Raw genomic sequence first — 16,034 nt, forward strand, 5'->3', positions numbered from 1 at the left:
TAACGGTCTCGTGAAATTGAGAGCCATCCGCTTGTCGCGGGTGGCTTTTTTCATATTTCGACAGATGGCTGAACTTGATTTGAACCGGAGAAAGGGAATAGTTTCCGCAGCCCTCTCCGCCTCCAAAGGAGCCTTCCATGAATGCCATCGTCGAACAACTGAAGAGCATCGCTGTTGCCACAAAGGCCACCGATCTGCGCGCCGCATTTGCAGCCGATCCGCAGCGCTTCTCTCACTTTTCCGTATCGCTTGACGACCTGCTGATGGATTATTCCAAGACGGCCGTGAACGACGAGATCCTGAAGCTTCTGGTGAAGCTCGCCGAAGAAGGCGGCGTCGAGAAGAAGCGCGAGGAGATGTTCTCCGGCAAGGCGATCAACTTCACAGAAGACCGCGCCGTGCTGCATACGGCGCTGCGCAACCGCTCCAACACGCCTGTTCTGGTCGACGGCAAGGATGTCATGCCCGACGTGAACGCCGTGCTTGCCGCCATGGGCAAGTTTGCCGACGGCATCCGCTCCGGCGAGCTGAAGGGCGCTACCGGCAAGAAGATCACCGATGTCGTCAATATCGGCATCGGCGGTTCGGATCTCGGCCCGGCTATGGCGACGCTGGCGCTCGCCCCGTTTCATGACGGCCCGCGTGCCCATTTCGTCTCCAATATCGACGGCGCTCATATCGGCGACACGCTGAAGCTGGTGCAGCCGGAGACGACGCTGTTCATCGTCGCCTCCAAGACGTTTACGACCGTCGAGACGATGACCAATGCGCAGACGGCGCGTAAATTCATCGCCAGCGCTCTCGGCGAAGCTGCCGTTCAGCACCACTTCGCCGCAGTGTCCACAGCGCTAGACAAGGTCGCAGCTTTCGGCATCGAAAGCGAACGCGTCTTCGGCTTCTGGGATTGGGTCGGCGGCCGCTACTCGATCTGGTCGGCCATCGGCCTGCCGCTGATGATCGCTGTTGGCCCGGTTAATTTCGGCAAGTTCCTCGATGGCGCACACGCGCTCGACAATCATTTCCGTCAGGCGCCGATCACCGAAAATCTGCCTATGCTGCTCGGCCTGATCGGCTTCTATCACCGCAACGTGCTGGGTTATCCGACGCGCGCCGTGCTGCCCTATGACCAGCGCCTGTCGCGCTTCCCGGCCTATCTGCAGCAGCTCGACATGGAATCGAACGGCAAGGGCGTGACCATCGACGGCACGCCCGTCGAAAACAATTCCGGCCCGGTGGTCTGGGGCGAGCCCGGCACCAATGGCCAGCACGCCTTCTTCCAGCTTATCCATCAGGGCACGAGCATCATCCCGGCCGAGTTCATGATCGCCGCGAACGGTTTCGAGCCGGAGCTGCGCCACCAGCATCAGCTTCTGATGTCGAACGTCCTCGCCCAGTCGGAGGCCCTCATGAAGGGCCGCACCTTCGCGGAAGCCAAGAAGCAGCTGACCGACAAGGGCATGGACGACAAGAAGGCCGATTTCATCGCCCCGCACCGCGTCTTCAACGGTAACCGCCCGTCGATCACCTTCGTCTATGACAAGCTGACGCCTTACGCGCTCGGCCGCCTGATCGCGCTCTATGAGCACCGCGTCTTCGTCGAAGGCGTACTCTTCCGCATCAACTCCTTCGACCAGTGGGGCGTGGAGCTCGGCAAGGAGCTGGCGACCGGCCTTCTGCCGGTCGTCGAAGGCAAGGAAAGCGCTGCAGGTCACGACTCTTCGACACAGGGGCTCGTTGCTGCACTGGCAAAGCTCGCCAAGTAATCCCGGCGATTGCGCCGCTATCGAAGCCCATCCGCCGCGCGGGTGGGCTTCTTTGTTTGACCCTGTCGAAATGCAGCGCATCTCGTCGTCTATAGGGAGAATGACAACGGAGGAGCCGATGACTGCCATGGATCACGAGCTGGTGAAATTCGAAGCCGAGGGCGCACTGCCATTGCCCCCCGCAAACGAGGAGGGTTTCGTCGAGAACAAAGGCGCGCGCATCTGGTATGCGAGTTATGGCGCTGGCCCAGCGGTCATCCTGCTGCATGGCGGGCTCGGCAATAGCGGCAACTGGGGCTATCAGGTGCCCGATCTCGTCGCGGCCGGGCATCGGGTCATCGTGGTCGACAGCCGCGGGCATGGCCGCAGCACGCGTAACGAGCGCCCCTACACCTATCACCTGATGGCTTCCGACGTGCTGGCCGTCATGGATCATGCCGGGATCGAAGAGGCGGCCTTCGTCGGCTGGAGCGATGGCGCCTGCACGTCGCTGATTCTCGCCGATCAGCATCCGGATCGGGTTTGCGGCGTGTTCTTCTTCGCCTGCAATATGGATCCCAGCGGCACGAAGGAATTTAAAGCGACGCCCGTCATCGACCGCTGCTTCAGCCGTCACCGGAAGGATTACCAGGCGCTATCGGCGACACCTGACCAGTTCGAGGCTTTCGTCGGCGACGTCTCGAAAATGATGGCGACGGAGCCGAATTATACGGCCGAGCAGCTGGCCGGCATCGAGGTGCCGGTCTCGATCGTGCTCGGCGAGCATGACGAATTCATCAAGCCGGACCATGCCGATTATCTGGCAAGGACGATCCCGGACGCGGAATTCGTGCTGCTGCCCGGTGTCAGCCATTTCGCGCCGCTACAGCAGCCGGACCTCTTCAATTGCGAGGTCCGGGCCTTTCTCGACCGGATCGAATGAGGCTCAAAGGCCGATTTCGCGTGCCCAGGGCGGATTTGCGCCCGCGCGGGAGACGGTGACTGCCGCGGCCTTGGCGCCAAGAGCCAGAGCATTGCGCAGGGCCTGTTCATCGAGATTGGCAACCTGCGCCTTGGTCAGCAGATTGTCCATCTTCAGCGAGGCGAGGACGCCGGCATCGAACGTGTCGCCAGCGCCGACGGTATCGACGACCGTGACCCGTTCGCTCGGCACGGTAACCTTGCGCGCGCTCGTATAGCCGGTCGCGCCTTCGGCACCCTTGGTGATGACCACGAGCTTGGCGCCGTGGTTCAGCCAGTGGGCGGCGAGCGCGTCATGGTCGCCTTCCAGGCCGAACCATTCGAGATCCTCGTCAGAGAATTTCACGATGTCGGACTTGGCGGCCATGCGCTTGATACGGGCCATATGCGCGGCCTTATCCTTGATGAAGCCCGGGCGGATGTTCGGATCGAGCGAGATGACGCGCGTGGCCGCTTCGCGATCGAGGAGCGCCTCGTAGGTTTCGCCGCAGGGGCTGGGGATGAGGCTGATCGCGCCGAAATGCAGGGCTTCGCAGTCATCACCGAGGGTTGGCAGATCATCTGTGGTGATCATGCGGCCAGCGGTGCCCTCATCATAGAAGGCATAGGTCGCGTGGCCATTGACGAGCTTGACGAAGGCGATCGTCGAGGGGCGCGGCGTGATGGCGCAAGGGCTGTAATCGACATTGCTGGCCTTCAGCGTATCGAGCAGGATTTCGCCCATCATGTCATCGGCGATGCCGGTGAAGAAAGCGGTCGGGATACCCAGGCGGCCAAGGGCGATCGCCGTATTGAAGATCGCGCCGCCGGCATAGGGTGCAAAGCCCTTTTCGCCCAGAGTCGTATCTCTCGGCAGCATGTCGATCAGAGCTTCGCCGCAGCACAAAATCATCGAATTCCTCCCAACGGACTTGCGCGTTCTTCAATCGATTAAGCGAGCTTTTGTCAAAAGGCTAGAGCGAAAGCTCACTCACGCCACCATTTCTCGCCGACCAGGCAAGCGGCGCATCGAGGAACGCCTCGACTTCCTGCAGCGTCCTGTCGTCGAAGAGCTTCTGCTGCTTGGCGATCGCCAGAACTTCGCGCCAGGTGGCGATATGGTGGAACTGGACCTTGCCATTGGCAAAACGCTGATGTGCCTCTGGGAAGATGCCGTAGAAGAAAAGCGCAATGCCGTGATCGACGATGCCGCCGGCGGCTCTGACGGCATCGATGAACGTGAACATGCTGCCGCCGGCGGTCGTCAGATCCTCGATGACGAGAACGCGGGCGCCTTCCTTCATGTCACCTTCTATCTGCGCATTGCGGCCATGGCCCTTGGGCTTCTTGCGGACATAGATCATCGGCAGGCCGAGGCGATCGGCGAGCAGTGCGGCGAAGGGAATGCCGGCGGTCTCGCCGCCGGCGATGCAGTCGAACTGCTCAAAACCGGCGTCGCGCAAAAGTGTGCTGGCGGCAAAATCGATCACGGTCGAGCGGATGCGCGGGAAGGAGAGAAGCTTGCGGCAGTCGATGTAGACAGGGCTCATGATGCCGGAGGCATATTTATAGGGCGTCTCGGCGTTGAAATGCACCGCCTTGATCTCCCAGAGCATCTTTGCCAGCAGCTCTGCCATAGTGGCGCGGTCGGGAAATGTGGTCTGGATCATGCGGCTCTCTCCTTCGGCTGACGTTCCAGCGGCAATAGCAGCAAGAGCGGCCGGTTTCCAGACAGAACAGGGCCGTCAGCCCAGCAGACGGCCGATATCCGCAACCTGCATCTTCTTGAAGAGCGCGATTGCCTGCGCACCCTCTGCCTCTTCCAGCGAAACCGCGTAACGGACAGCGGCAGCGAGAAGCTGCATTGTCAGCCGGGAAATGGCCAGAAGCTCCACCTTGGTCCGCTTGGGCCACAGCTGTTGTAGCACTGAAAGAAGGGCCTGGGCATGGAATTCCATGTCTTCGGCATCGACCTCTTGAAGAAGCTTGTCGGTGTGGGTCGCATGCCAGATATCGCGCATGACGGGTTCGCGGCGGAAGAAGGCGTAATATTCATCCGCGATGACACAGAGCGCAGTGCGCAGATTGTCAGCATTCGTCACCTTGGCCAGTTCGGCGGCCACGCACTGACGACCCTCCTCGTTGAAACGTTCGGCGAGCGTGCGGATGATCGAGGTCTTGTCCGGGAAATATTGGTAGAGAGCACCAAAGGAAAGATCAGCCCTTTCAACAATTTCGCTCATTTTCAGCGCATCGCTGCCATTCTTTTCGATGAGCTCCGAGGCGACCGCCAGGATTTTCTCGAAGCGTTCACGTCCACGCTGCTGGGTCGGGATACGGCGTGGCTGACCGGTCGGCTCCTGCTGACGCTTGCGCCTTGCGATCATTCCTTCTGCCATCGGTGCTGCCCTCTCAACTGTTGACAAAGAAAATAAGAGAAACTATCTCATTTTGCAAATGAGAGAGTTTCTCTTATTTGCAAACCGAGGAGGAGTTTCGACATGCAGAATTCCGAAATCGTATTGATCGGCGGATCAGGAAAAACCGGCGGGCGCATTGCCGCTAAGCTGGAGGAGCTTGGACTTGCGGTGCGCAAGGCGTCCCGCTCCACGTCACCAGCCTTCGACTGGGAGGATCGCTCGACCTGGCGCAGCGCATTGAAGGGCGCAACGAGCGCCTACGTTGCGTTCCAGCCGGACCTCTCCGTTTCCTGGGCCGCTGAAGCCATCGGAGAACTTTGCAGGATCGCGCTGGAGTGCGGGCTGCAGCATATCGTGCTGCTTTCCGGCCGCGGCGAAGAGGGAGCGCGGCGCAGTGAGGAAGCATTGAAAGCATCCGGGATCGACTACACGATCCTGCGCGCCTCGTGGTTCTGCCAGAATTTCAGCGAAGGCGCTTTTCTCGAGCCGCTCGTTGCCGGCAGACTGGAGCTTCCGGCGGGCGATGTCAGGGAGCCTTTCATCGATGCCGGCGATATTGCCGATGCAGCGCTGGCGGCACTGACTGATATCAGGCACCGCAACAGGCTCTATGAGTTGACCGGTCCCCGCGCCCTCACCTTCCGCGAAGCCGTCGCCGAAATCGCCGCCGCCTCGGGGCGTCCGATCGACTACGAGCAAGTATCGATGGCGGATTTTGCAGCAGGACTTTCGGCAGTGGGAACGCCTGGGCCAGTCATCGCGCTTCTGGAGGAACTTTTCGGCCAGGTGCTCGACGGCCGCAATTCGGAAGTTATGGGCGGCGTTACCGATATTCTCGGCCACCCGGCGCGTGATTTCACTGACTATGCGCGGAAGACCGCAGCAACCGGAATATGGAGGGCATGACCATGCAGATCGCTCTTGTCCTATGTCTCGTTGCCGCCGCCATTGGCAGCGGCCTTGTGGCCGGCATCTTTTTTGCCTTCTCGACCTTCATCATGACTGCTTTCTCGCGCATTCCGGCCGAGCAGGGTATTGCGGCGATGAATTCCATCAACGTGACGATCGTGCGCTCGCCCTTCATGCTGCTCTTCGTGCCCACCGCGATCCTCTGCATCGTCATTGCTGTGCTGGCCGTCCTGAATTGGCGCGGCGGCGCCTCCTCGCTGATGTTAAGCGGAGCGGCGCTCTATATCGTCGCGCCCTTCCTCTCCACCATCATCTTTAACGTGCCAATGAACGATGCGCTGGAGAAGGTGAGCGGCAGCGAGCCGGAAGCGGTTGCGCTCTGGACGACCTATCTCCGGGACTGGACCTGGTGGAACCATGTGAGGACGATCGCCTCGCTGTTCGCCTCCGTCGCCTTCGTCCGTGCCCTGATGATCGTCTGAATGATTGTTTGCCGAACGACGCGGCGTTCGCAGGAATCGGGTGGCTGGTTTCGAGCCGGCATGCGAATGTCGACCAGTTGCAGCGAAAGGATCGCCATGTTCACGCTTCATGATTATCTGCCGTCGCAGAATGGCTGGAAAGTCAGGGTTTTGCTTGGCCTGCTCGAAATGCCCTACAGCAGCCGCGATGTCTCGATCTTCGAGGGCGAGAGCCGTACCGAGGCTTTCCTGAAGCTCAATCCGGTCGGCGCCATTCCGGTTCTCGAGCTCGACGATGGGCGTGCAATTGCCGAATCCAATGCAATCCTCACTTATCTCGCCGAGGGCACACGTTTTCTGCCATCGGACCGCTACCTGCACGCCAAGGCCATGCAGTGGTTGTTCTTCGAACAATATCATGTCGAGCCGGTCATCGGCTCGCTGCGTTTCTGGACGCTGACGGGACGGCTGGAGCGTAATCAGAGCATGGTCGCGGGGAAACGCGAAGCTGCAACCCGTGCTCTCGCCGCAATCGAACGCGGCCTCGCCGACAACCCGTTTCTTGTCGGCGAAGAGCTGACCATCGCGGACATTGCCGTCTACGCCTATAGCCATCGGGCCGAGGATTGCGGCTTTTCTCTCACCGCCTATCCCGCGTTCGCCGCCTGGTGTGGCCGCGTTCTCGACGCCATCGGTCCTGACTATCCGGTGTATCCCTATAGCCTCGACCCGCATTCCGGTGCCCGCACGGAGCTTTAGACTAGGTCTGCTCGCAGAAAGCGATGCGATTGCTGAAGGGGTCGATGACGGTCATTTCCAGCCCCCAGGGCGCTTCCTCTACGCCGGGCTTCATGTAGCGGTAGTCCTTGCCGGCGAGTTCGGCGTGATAAGCCCGCACATTGGCGACACGGACGAAGGCCTTGGCACCGGGGCTGGCATCCCCCGAATGCTCGCTCAGGTGCAACTGCATGTTCTCGCGGGAGACTTGGCAATAAAGCGGGAAATTCTCGCCGAAACGATGCTCCCAATCCAGTGTAAAGCCCAGGAAGCCACAATAGAATTCCATGGCTTTCTCCACCGAAAAAATGCGGAAGATCGGCACAGGCGGTTCTATCCCCACAGGAGATTTGACGCCTTCGGCCTCATCCAGTTTTGCAGAAAGAATGTTCCACTGCGTGAAGCCGAATTGTCGGGCGACGATTTCGAGTGTTTCGCTATGGGTGAGGGAAATGCCGCGGTCGGCAAGCGCCTGCCGTAAAGTCTTGGCCATAAGCTTGGCATCGCGAAAATCGCGCATGAGTTCATCCTTCCGTTGGCGGCAAACAGGAAGATCAGTGCCCGCGTCTGCTGACCCGTTCGCCATCGATTGCCAGAAGCAAGGATGTGAAGGTGGATATGGATGCATTCACCATAATGCTTGCGCATCGCGGAGCGGCTGGCTGCATCCGGCCTATTGACAGCTTACGAAAGACAAATGTGGGGATCAAGAGGCCGATCGCGCGGCACCCGATGGTACCGAATGCAGATGGCTGGCGAGTTCGACGCGATTGCGGCCGGCGCGTTTGGCGGCATAGAGCGCCTTGTCCGCCTCGCCGAGCATGGCGTCGAAATCCAGCGGCTTGGAACGGCCGGGGGCGACGCCGACACTGACGGTGCATTTCAGCACCTCATCGTCGATATAGATGTCTCGATCCTCGAAGGCCTTGCGGATGCGCTCGGCGACCAGTTCGGCGCGGCCGGGCATGATCTCCTTCAACACCAGTGTAAATTCCTCACCACCGAGGCGAGCGGCCGTATCGCCGTTGCGGCAATTGGCGGAGAGTTCACTCGCAAACACTCTAAGGACGTGATCACCGGCGGCATGACCATAGCGGTCGTTGACCGATTTGAAATGGTCGATGTCGAAGACGATGACGGCGGTGGAGACGCCCATGGTCCGGGTGCCGTACCGATCGAACAGGGCGCGGCGATTGAGCAGACCGGTCAGCGGGTCGGTTATCGCGTCTATGCGGTGACGGGCAGCAAGCCGCCATTGATGCAGCGCCAGCGACAGGGCACCGATGCCAGTCATGCCGGCGATGCACATGGCAAGGCTGAGATTTTCCGCCCAGTTGTTGGGAGCGGCGTCCAGCACCAGCTTGCCGTCCCAGATCAAAACCGAAGCACAAAGCACGAAGGAAATCGCGGTCAACGTATAGAGCGCGGTGATGCCGGAAATGGGTGCGGGTGCTTCCGCGCGACCGAGCCAATATTGCCGGGCAGTGGCAAAGAGCAGGAAGGCAATGGCGAGGTTATCGGCCATGAAGGCGAGGCCATTCAATCCGGCGATCATTGGTGGGATAGTGACAGCCATGGCGATGAGTGCGCGAATGACGATGCCTGATATCGGTAGCCTGTTCGTGCGGAACTGGTAGCCTGCACCCCAGATGATGGCGAAGCCGGCATGGAACAGCACGAAGTTGCCGGTGCCGAGGACAGGCCCGGGCCGTTCCACATAAAAGCCATAGACGAAAATGCCGACGACGACGAGAACGAGGCCGAATGTGCCCGTGAGAAGAACGGTTTCGGCCCGGCGCGCGAGCCAGCTTCCCATGAGCGTTACGGCAAGGCAGGTAGCGGAAACGCCAAGCGCCAGCAGCAATGAATTATAGTCAAGCATCATGCTTTTGAATCCCCGCGGCTACTGCCGCGCCGATAACATTCTAAAAATCTATCGCGTCACTGCTAAGGAATGTCTTATGCATTCTGTTAAAAAGTCATGCATTGCGCAGCGTAATGTTACAAATTCAACATTACGCCACAACTATAAGAAGAGAATATTTAAGCTTGTATTGCCGTTCTCAGGTTCTGACCTGCCAATGCAGTGGGAACATGGGATCGAAGACAGTGACCGGACCGGCGCCGGTTTCGATCTTGGCGGGGAAGACCACGGGCTCGGCCTGTCGCTCCAGCGTGATGCGCTCCTCATTCGGCTCCAGCCCATACCAGACCGGGCCATTCAGGGAGACGAAGGCCTCCAGCCTGTCGAGCGCGCCCTCCTGTTCGAAGACATGGGCAAGGCAGCTCATCGTATTGATCGAAGTATAGATTCCCGCGCAGCCGCAGGCGCATTCCTTCAGCGGATCGACATGCGGAGCCGAGTCCGTACCAAGGAAGAACCTGGCGTCGCCGCTTGTGGCGGCGGCGCGCAGCGCCAGCCTGTGGTTCTCGCGCTTGGCAACGGGCAGGCAGTAATAATGCGGGCGAATGCCGCCGACGAGGATGGCATTGCGGTTGATGATCAGGTGATGCGTCGTGATGGAGCCGGCGAGATTGGCCTTGGCCGATTTGATGTAATCGATGCCGTCAGCCGTCGTGACATGTTCCATCGTCACCTTCAATTCCGGCAGGCGCTTGCGCAACGGGTCGAGCACCGTCTCGATGAAAACAGCCTCGCGATCGAAGATATCGACATCCGGCGTCGTCACCTCGCCATGGACACAGAGCGGCAGGCCGATCTTCGCCATGCGCTCCAGCACCGGCATCGCCTTTTCCATGTTGCGCACACCGCCATGCGAATTTGTCGTGGCACCGGCCGGATAGAGCTTTACGGCGGTGACGAGCCCACTCTTCTTGCCCTCTTCTACATCGTCGGCGCTCGTATGCTCCGTGAGATAAAGCGTCATCAGCGGCTGGAAGCGATGACCTGATGGAAGCGCCTTCATGATGCGTTCGCGGTAGGCCGCGGCATCGGATGTCGTGACGACCGGTGGCACGAGGTTCGGCATGATGATAGCGCGTGCGAAGGTGCGGCTCGTATCACCGATCACGCCTTCCAGCATGGCCCCGTCGCGCAGATGCAGATGCCAGTCGTCAGGACGGCGGATGGTGATCGATTGCATGGGAGCCTCCGAAGCTATGCGATTGCGCCTCGATAGCACCAAGACCGGCCTGGAAACAACTGTTCAGGCCAGCGCAATTTCCAATGTCATATCGGCAGGACGGCGGTTTTCGAGAATCAGGCGGCCGTTCGGCAGGTCGTTGCCATAGACCTTGGCGCTCGCTTCTTCCTCGGTCAGCTTATAGCCGCGCCAACGATCCCAGAGACGCTCTTCCAGCACTTCCATAGGTGGGGCGAGCATGATCGTGTAATCGAAGATGCCGTCGAGCTCGGCCCATTTTCCCTGTGTGAAAAGCAGATAATTACCTTCGATGACGATGAAGCGGTCTTGGGGATCGATCGGCCGGGCCGAGGCGATGGCAAGCTCGCGTGCACGATCGAAGACGGGAACAAGGACTTCCTGATCAGCGAGGCGCACAGCCTTGATGATATCGAGAAAGCCGCGCACGTCGAACGTTTCCGGAATGCCCTTGCGGGCCAGCAGACCGCGCTCGATGAGAACCGCATTGTCCATATGGAAGCCGTCCATGGGCAAGACGGCTGCGCTCTCGCCCATCGCCTTCAGGGCGCTCACGACATTCTCAGCCATAGTGGATTTGCCGGCGCCGGGCGGGCCGGCGATCGCGATCAGAAAGCGGCTGGAATTGCCGGCGCGGTCCAAAACCTCGCCGACAATGTCGTCAATTCTTGCACTCATGCAGCAACGGGCTCCGCAGGGGCTGCTTTGGCGCCGGTCATGAAGGCGACGGCGTCGGACATTGTGTATTCCTTGGGATTGATGACCGTCAAGCGGCGCCCAAGGCGGTGGATATGGATGCGATCGGCCACCTCGAAGACATGCGGCATGTTGTGCGAAATGAGCACAATCGGGATGCCGCGGGCGCGCACATCGAGGATAAGTTCCAGCACGCGGCGGCTTTCCTTGACGCCGAGAGCTGCGGTCGGCTCATCCATGATGATGACCTTTGAGCCGAATGCTGCCGCACGGGCAACGGCGACGCCTTGGCGCTGACCGCCCGATAGAGTTTCCACCGCCTGGTTGATGTTCTGGATGGTCATCAGGCCGAGTTCCGACAGCTTGTTACGCGCCTGCTTTTCCATCGCCGGCCGGTCGAGCATGCGAAACCAGGAGCCGAGCGGACCTGGTTTGCGGATCTCGCGGCCGAGGAACATGTTGTCGGCGATCGACAGTGCCGGCGAAAGCGCAAGGTTCTGATAGACAGTCTCGATGCCCGCTTCGCGCGCTTCCATCGGCGATCTGAATTGCACTTGCTGGCCTTCCAGAGTGATCATCCCCTCATCGGGCGTGATCGCGCCCGATATTGCCTTGATGAGCGAGGATTTGCCGGCGCCGTTGTCGCCGATGACGGCAAGGATTTCGCCCGGATAGAGGTCGAAATCGGCATTGTCGAGCGCGGTCACGCGTCCGTAACGCTTGACGAGGCCCCGAGCAGTGAGAATGGGTTCGACAGCCATGATTATACCGAAACCTTTCTGATCCACTGATCGATAGCGACGGCGGCAATGATCAGCACGCCAGTCAGCAGGACTTTCCATTGCGGGTCGGCGCCGAGCATGTTGAGCCCCATCGACACGACGCCGACGATCATGGCACCGAAAAGCGTGCCGAGAATGGAGCCGCGGCCGCCGAAGAGTGAGATTCCGCCGATCACAGTCGCGGTGATGGCCTGGAGATTGTAATCGGTGACGGCCGAAGACGGCGAGATCGAACCGTTGCGGCCGATGGAAACCCAGGCGGCGAAGGCGGCGATGACGCCCGATATCGTGTAGACGGTCAGCAATACCTTCTTGGCTTGGATACCCGAAAGCTTGGCCGCTTCAGGATCATCGCCAACCGCATAAACGTGCCGACCCCAGGCCGTGTGATTGAGGACATACCAAAGCAGCAGGACGAGCAGTACCATGGCGATAACGCCAAGGGTCAGGACTGCGCTGCCGACTTTGAAACTTGCGGCGAAGAGATGAAGCAGCGGCGCCTGTTCGTCGACATCGGTGTCGCGGATCGTCTCATTGGCGGAATAGATGAAATTCGTCGCCATGACGATATTCCAGGTGCCGAGCGTCACGATGAACGGCGGCAACTTCATGAAGGCGACGAGGAACCCGTTCAGCAATCCGCAGGCACCACCCACAATGAGGCCGGCGACAACCGCGATCGGTGTCGGTATGCCGTAGGTGATGGCGACATTGCCCATAATGACGGCCGAGATGACCATGATGACGCCGATCGAAAGGTCAATACCGGCGGTCAGGATCACCAGCGTCTGGGCCGCGCCGAGAATACCGACGATGGCGATCTGTTGCAGGATGAGCGTCAGCGTGTAGGACGAGAAGAAACGTCCGCCGATCGCTATTCCGAAGATCACGATCGCAAGCACCAGCACGATCAGCGGCACGGCGGCCGGCGTCGAATGCAGAAAATGCTGCGCGCGCTTGATCAGCGAGATACTCTCGTGCTCAAACGAGGCGACGCTCTTGTCGCTGTCGTCGAGGACGCGTTCAAATTCCTGTGCTCCGGTCATTGTTCCTCCTTCGCATCCGCGCGCCGAACCCACGCGGAAGCCGCCGCCGATATGTTTCCGGTCTTGCTTAGCCGGTTTGTCGGGCGACGGCGTATCGTCCGCCCAAAACGGCCGGGGATCAAGCCCCGGCCTTTCTACTGTCAATCAGGCAGGGCTCAGCCCCAGCACTTGGCCGTGCCTTCCTTGGTGTCGATCGACTTGAGGCCCGAGACTGGCTTGTCGGTAACGAGCGAAACGCCGGTGTCGAAGAAGGACTTGCCTTCGGTCGGCTTCGGCTTTTCACCGCTATCGGCGAACTTCTTGATCGCTTCGATACCGAGCGACGCCATCAGCAGCGGATATTGCTGTGAGGTGGCACCGATCACGCCTTCCTTGACCGACTTGACACCCGGGCAACCGCCGTCGACCGATACGATCAGCACGTTCTTTTCCATACCGACGGCCTTCAGTGCCTGATAGGCGCCGACAGCGGCCGGTTCGTTGATCGTGTGGATGACGTTGATGCCAGGATCCTTCTGCAGAAGGTTTTCCATAGCCTTGCGGCCGCCTTCCTCATTGCCGTTCGTTACGTCATGGCCGACGATGCGCTTGTCATCTTCATCGCCGATCTTGTTCGGATTCTTCGGGTCGATACCGAAGCCCATCATGAAGCCCTGGTCACGCAGGACGTCGACCGTCGGCTGCGACGGCGTCAGGTCGAGGAAGCCAACCTTTGCGTCCTTGGCCTTGTCGCCCAGCGTTTCCTTGGCCCACTGGCCGATCAGCTTGCCGGCGAGCAGGTTGTCGGTGGCGAAGGTGGCGTCGGCGGCATCGGCCGGCTCAAGTGGCGTGTCGAGCGCAATGACCAGCAGACCGGCATCGCGAGCCTTCTTGACCGACGGGACGATGCCCTTGGTGTCGGAAGCGGTGAGCAGGATGCCCTTTGCGCCGTCGGCAATGCAGCTTTCGATCGCTGCGACCTGGCTTTCGCTGTCACCGTCGATCTTGCCGGCATAGGACTTCAGCGAAACGCCGAGTTCCTTTGCCTTGGCGGTCGCACCTTCCTTCATCTTGACGAAGAAGGGATTGGTGTCCGTCTTGGTGATCAGGCAAGCGGAAACATTTGCCGCCATTGCCGGAGCGGAAAAGGCGACGCCGAGTGCGAGCGCGCCGAAAGCGAGAACTGATTTCTTCATGAACTCCTCCCAGAGATTGGCCGGCCCGCCCCCAGGCGGCACCGGAATTCGTGCACGGCGAGACTTTCAGGATGCGACGTTAGCCCCTCCCAAAGCCATCCCGTGCCTTGACGATGCCAATTAAGAGCGAAAGAAAACGGCTTGTCAATAAATAAATCCAATTGAATTATTAATTCGATATGGCATGCTGATCGAAATTAGGGCATAGGCCGTTAAACGGGAGGAGTGGCCAATGTCGTCCTTGGAAGGTCCGGATTCCATGCCGGTTCCGCCACCAATTCTGAATCCATCGGGAGGTGCGAACCAGATCAGGGTGCGCGCCTATAACGAACGGCTCGTGCTGTCGCTGGTGCGTCTCTACGGCGCATTATCGAAGGCCGATATTGCGCGCCGCAGCGGGCTTTCGGCCCAGACCGTTTCCGTCATCATGCGGGCGCTCGAGAAGGAAGGCCTGCTGTCGCGCGGCGAACCGATCCGCGGCCGCGTCGGCCAGCCATCCATTCCGATGCGGCTCAATCCGGATGCCGTCTATTCCTTCGGCGTGAAGATCGGCCGGCGAAGCGCCGACCTGGTGCTGATGGATTTCGTCGGCAAGATCCGGCTTCAGTTGCACAGGATCTATGCCTATCCCCTGCCCCACGAGATCCTGTCCTTTGTCACCCAGGGGATCAAGGAACTGGAAGGAAAGCTCGACGAGCGCGAGCGCGGCCGCATCGCCGGACTTGGTATCGCAGCACCTTTCGAGCTCTGGAACTGGGCAGACGAAGTGGGGGCGCCTGCGGGGGCCATGGAGGTCTGGCGTGACTTCGATCTCCAGGCCGAAATCGCTGAACAAGTTTCCTATCAGGTCTTCCTGCAGAACGACGCCACCAGCGCCTGCGGCGCCGAACTGGTGTTCGGCATCGGCCCCTCCTATCCGGATTTCGTCTATTTCTTCATCGGCTCTTTTATTGGCGGTGGGATCGTGCTGAATTCATCGATCTTTTCCGGCAAGACCGGCACGGCGGGCGCGATCGGTCCACTGCCGGTGCGCGGCAAGAATGGCGAAACGCTGCAGCTTCTGGAGATCGCATCGATCTTCGTCTTGGAAAACATGCTGCGTGAGCGCGGCATAGACCCGCAACCGCTCTGGTATTCGGCCGACGATTGGGTGGATTTCGGCGAACCGATGGAGGCCTGGATCCAGGATACGGCTAAAGCTCTGGCGCAGGCAATCGTGGCGGCCGCCTCGATCATCGACTTCAGCGCTGCCGTCATCGATGGCGGTTTTCCCGACTGGGTTCGCCGGCGTATCGTGCAGGCGACGATCTATGAGGCCGAAAAGCTCGACCTGCAGGGCGTCGTCATGCCGGATATCGTCGAAGGCGTGGTTGGTGCTCAGGCGCGTGCCATCGGAGGCGCAAGCCTGCCGATCTTCGCGCGTTATCTCACCGACCAGAATGTACTTTTCAAGGAGATCGACAATGCTGAAAGGGCTTGACCCGCTGCTGAGCCCCGAACTGCTGGCGACGTTGCGCGGCATGGGCCATGGCGACGAGATTGCCATCGTCGACGGCAACTATCCGGGCATCGAACATGCACGGCGGCTGATTCGGCTCGACGGGCACCATCTCATTCCAGTTCTCGATGCTGTGCTCAGCATACTGCCGATCGACGATTTTGTGGACGAGGCGATCTTCCGCTCAACCGTGAAAGCCGAGCGTGACAAGCTCGATCCGGTGCATGAGGAAATGATTGCCTGCTGCGCCAGATACGAACCGGAGCGAGAGGTCATTCCACTCGTGGGGCAGGATTTTTACGTCCGGGTGCGCGCGGCGCACGCCGTTATCCAGACCAGCGAGCCGCGGCTCTATGCCAATATCATCCTGCGGAAGGGCGTGATCTATCCTTCGGCCGCTGACGAACCAGCCAAGGCTGAAGTTGATCCCTTCGTTTACTGAATTG

Annotated in this window: 17 protein-coding genes; 7 read left to right on the forward strand and 10 right to left on the reverse strand. The window is 60.0% G+C overall.

Annotation, left to right across the window (positions count from 1 at the left end; all coding sequences use genetic code 11):
* The first annotated feature begins 137 nt into the window (after positions 1–137).
* Entirely contained in the window at positions 138–1,763 is a 1,626-nt protein-coding gene (gene pgi, locus FHX08_RS14915) for a glucose-6-phosphate isomerase (RefSeq protein ID WP_132652802.1), read from the forward strand.
* A 118-nt stretch (positions 1,764–1,881) separates the two neighbouring features.
* Complete coding sequence (locus tag FHX08_RS14920) at positions 1,882–2,685, forward strand: alpha/beta fold hydrolase (protein WP_132652803.1); 804 nt, start codon at positions 1,882–1,884, stop codon at positions 2,683–2,685.
* 3 nt (positions 2,686–2,688) lie between these two features.
* On the opposite strand, the gene FHX08_RS14925 is transcribed toward FHX08_RS14920, so the two are convergent.
* The 3 genes from FHX08_RS14925 to FHX08_RS14935 form a co-directional block, all read right to left on the reverse strand.
* The gene (locus FHX08_RS14925) at positions 2,689–3,615 is read right to left on the reverse strand and encodes a carbohydrate kinase family protein (RefSeq protein WP_132652804.1); all 927 of its coding nucleotides are present in this window, start codon (positions 3,613–3,615) and stop codon (positions 2,689–2,691) included.
* Positions 3,616–3,676: 61 nt separating this feature from the next.
* Positions 3,677–4,372, reverse strand: coding sequence for an orotate phosphoribosyltransferase (locus FHX08_RS14930; protein ID WP_132652805.1), 696 nt, complete (start codon positions 4,370–4,372; stop codon positions 3,677–3,679).
* A gap of 75 nt (positions 4,373–4,447) precedes the next feature.
* Complete coding sequence (locus FHX08_RS14935; RefSeq protein ID WP_132652806.1) at positions 4,448–5,101, reverse strand: TetR/AcrR family transcriptional regulator; 654 nt, start codon at positions 5,099–5,101, stop codon at positions 4,448–4,450.
* 102 nt (positions 5,102–5,203) lie between these two features.
* On the opposite strand from FHX08_RS14935, the gene FHX08_RS14940 reads away from it, so the two are divergent.
* From FHX08_RS14940 to FHX08_RS14950, 3 genes are all read left to right on the forward strand, one after another.
* Positions 5,204–6,028, forward strand: a complete 825-nt coding sequence (locus FHX08_RS14940; RefSeq protein ID WP_132652807.1) for an NmrA family NAD(P)-binding protein — start codon at positions 5,204–5,206, stop codon at positions 6,026–6,028.
* Positions 6,029–6,030: 2 nt separating this feature from the next.
* Positions 6,031–6,513, forward strand: coding sequence for a DUF1772 domain-containing protein (locus FHX08_RS14945; protein ID WP_132652808.1), 483 nt, complete (start codon positions 6,031–6,033; stop codon positions 6,511–6,513).
* A 96-nt stretch (positions 6,514–6,609) separates the two neighbouring features.
* A complete protein-coding gene (locus FHX08_RS14950) occupies positions 6,610–7,251 on the forward strand; it encodes a glutathione S-transferase family protein (RefSeq protein ID WP_132652809.1) in 642 nt (213 codons plus the stop codon).
* Position 7,252: 1 nt separating this feature from the next.
* Here FHX08_RS14950 and FHX08_RS14955 read toward each other — a convergent pair whose 3' ends face one another.
* The 7 genes from FHX08_RS14955 to FHX08_RS14985 all read right to left on the reverse strand — a co-directional run bounded on the left by FHX08_RS14955 (position 7,253) and on the right by FHX08_RS14985 (position 14,090).
* On the reverse strand, positions 7,253–7,789 hold the full coding sequence (locus FHX08_RS14955) for a glyoxalase superfamily protein (protein ID WP_132652810.1): 537 nt from the start codon (positions 7,787–7,789) through the stop codon (positions 7,253–7,255).
* 186 nt (positions 7,790–7,975) lie between these two features.
* Complete coding sequence (locus FHX08_RS14960; RefSeq protein WP_184327277.1) at positions 7,976–9,154, reverse strand: GGDEF domain-containing protein; 1,179 nt, start codon at positions 9,152–9,154, stop codon at positions 7,976–7,978.
* A 178-nt stretch (positions 9,155–9,332) separates the two neighbouring features.
* Positions 9,333–10,373, reverse strand: a complete 1,041-nt coding sequence (pyrC, locus tag FHX08_RS14965) for a dihydroorotase (protein WP_132652812.1) — start codon at positions 10,371–10,373, stop codon at positions 9,333–9,335.
* Between the two features lie 63 nt (positions 10,374–10,436).
* Positions 10,437–11,069, reverse strand: coding sequence for a nucleoside triphosphate hydrolase (locus FHX08_RS14970; RefSeq protein ID WP_132652813.1), 633 nt, complete (start codon positions 11,067–11,069; stop codon positions 10,437–10,439).
* The gene (locus FHX08_RS14975; RefSeq protein WP_132652814.1) at positions 11,066–11,848 is read right to left on the reverse strand and encodes an ATP-binding cassette domain-containing protein; all 783 of its coding nucleotides are present in this window, start codon (positions 11,846–11,848) and stop codon (positions 11,066–11,068) included. The genes FHX08_RS14970 and FHX08_RS14975 overlap by 4 nt, the downstream gene beginning before the upstream one ends.
* Before the next feature lie 2 nt (positions 11,849–11,850).
* A complete protein-coding gene (locus tag FHX08_RS14980) occupies positions 11,851–12,915 on the reverse strand; it encodes an ABC transporter permease (protein ID WP_132652815.1) in 1,065 nt (354 codons plus the stop codon).
* Positions 12,916–13,070: 155 nt separating this feature from the next.
* The gene (locus FHX08_RS14985) at positions 13,071–14,090 is read right to left on the reverse strand and encodes a sugar ABC transporter substrate-binding protein (RefSeq protein ID WP_132652816.1); all 1,020 of its coding nucleotides are present in this window, start codon (positions 14,088–14,090) and stop codon (positions 13,071–13,073) included.
* A gap of 232 nt (positions 14,091–14,322) precedes the next feature.
* Between FHX08_RS14985 and FHX08_RS14990 the strand changes: the two genes are divergently transcribed.
* Together FHX08_RS14990 and FHX08_RS14995 are read left to right on the forward strand one after the other, a co-directional pair.
* Complete coding sequence (locus FHX08_RS14990; RefSeq protein ID WP_132652817.1) at positions 14,323–15,570, forward strand: ROK family transcriptional regulator; 1,248 nt, start codon at positions 14,323–14,325, stop codon at positions 15,568–15,570.
* The gene (locus tag FHX08_RS14995; protein WP_132652818.1) at positions 15,554–16,030 is read left to right on the forward strand and encodes an RbsD/FucU family protein; all 477 of its coding nucleotides are present in this window, start codon (positions 15,554–15,556) and stop codon (positions 16,028–16,030) included. The genes FHX08_RS14990 and FHX08_RS14995 overlap by 17 nt, the downstream gene beginning before the upstream one ends.
* The last annotated feature ends 4 nt before the right edge of the window (positions 16,031–16,034 follow it).

This window comes from Rhizobium sp. BK529 (assembly GCF_014194105.1).
Lineage (GTDB): Bacteria > Pseudomonadota > Alphaproteobacteria > Rhizobiales > Rhizobiaceae > Rhizobium.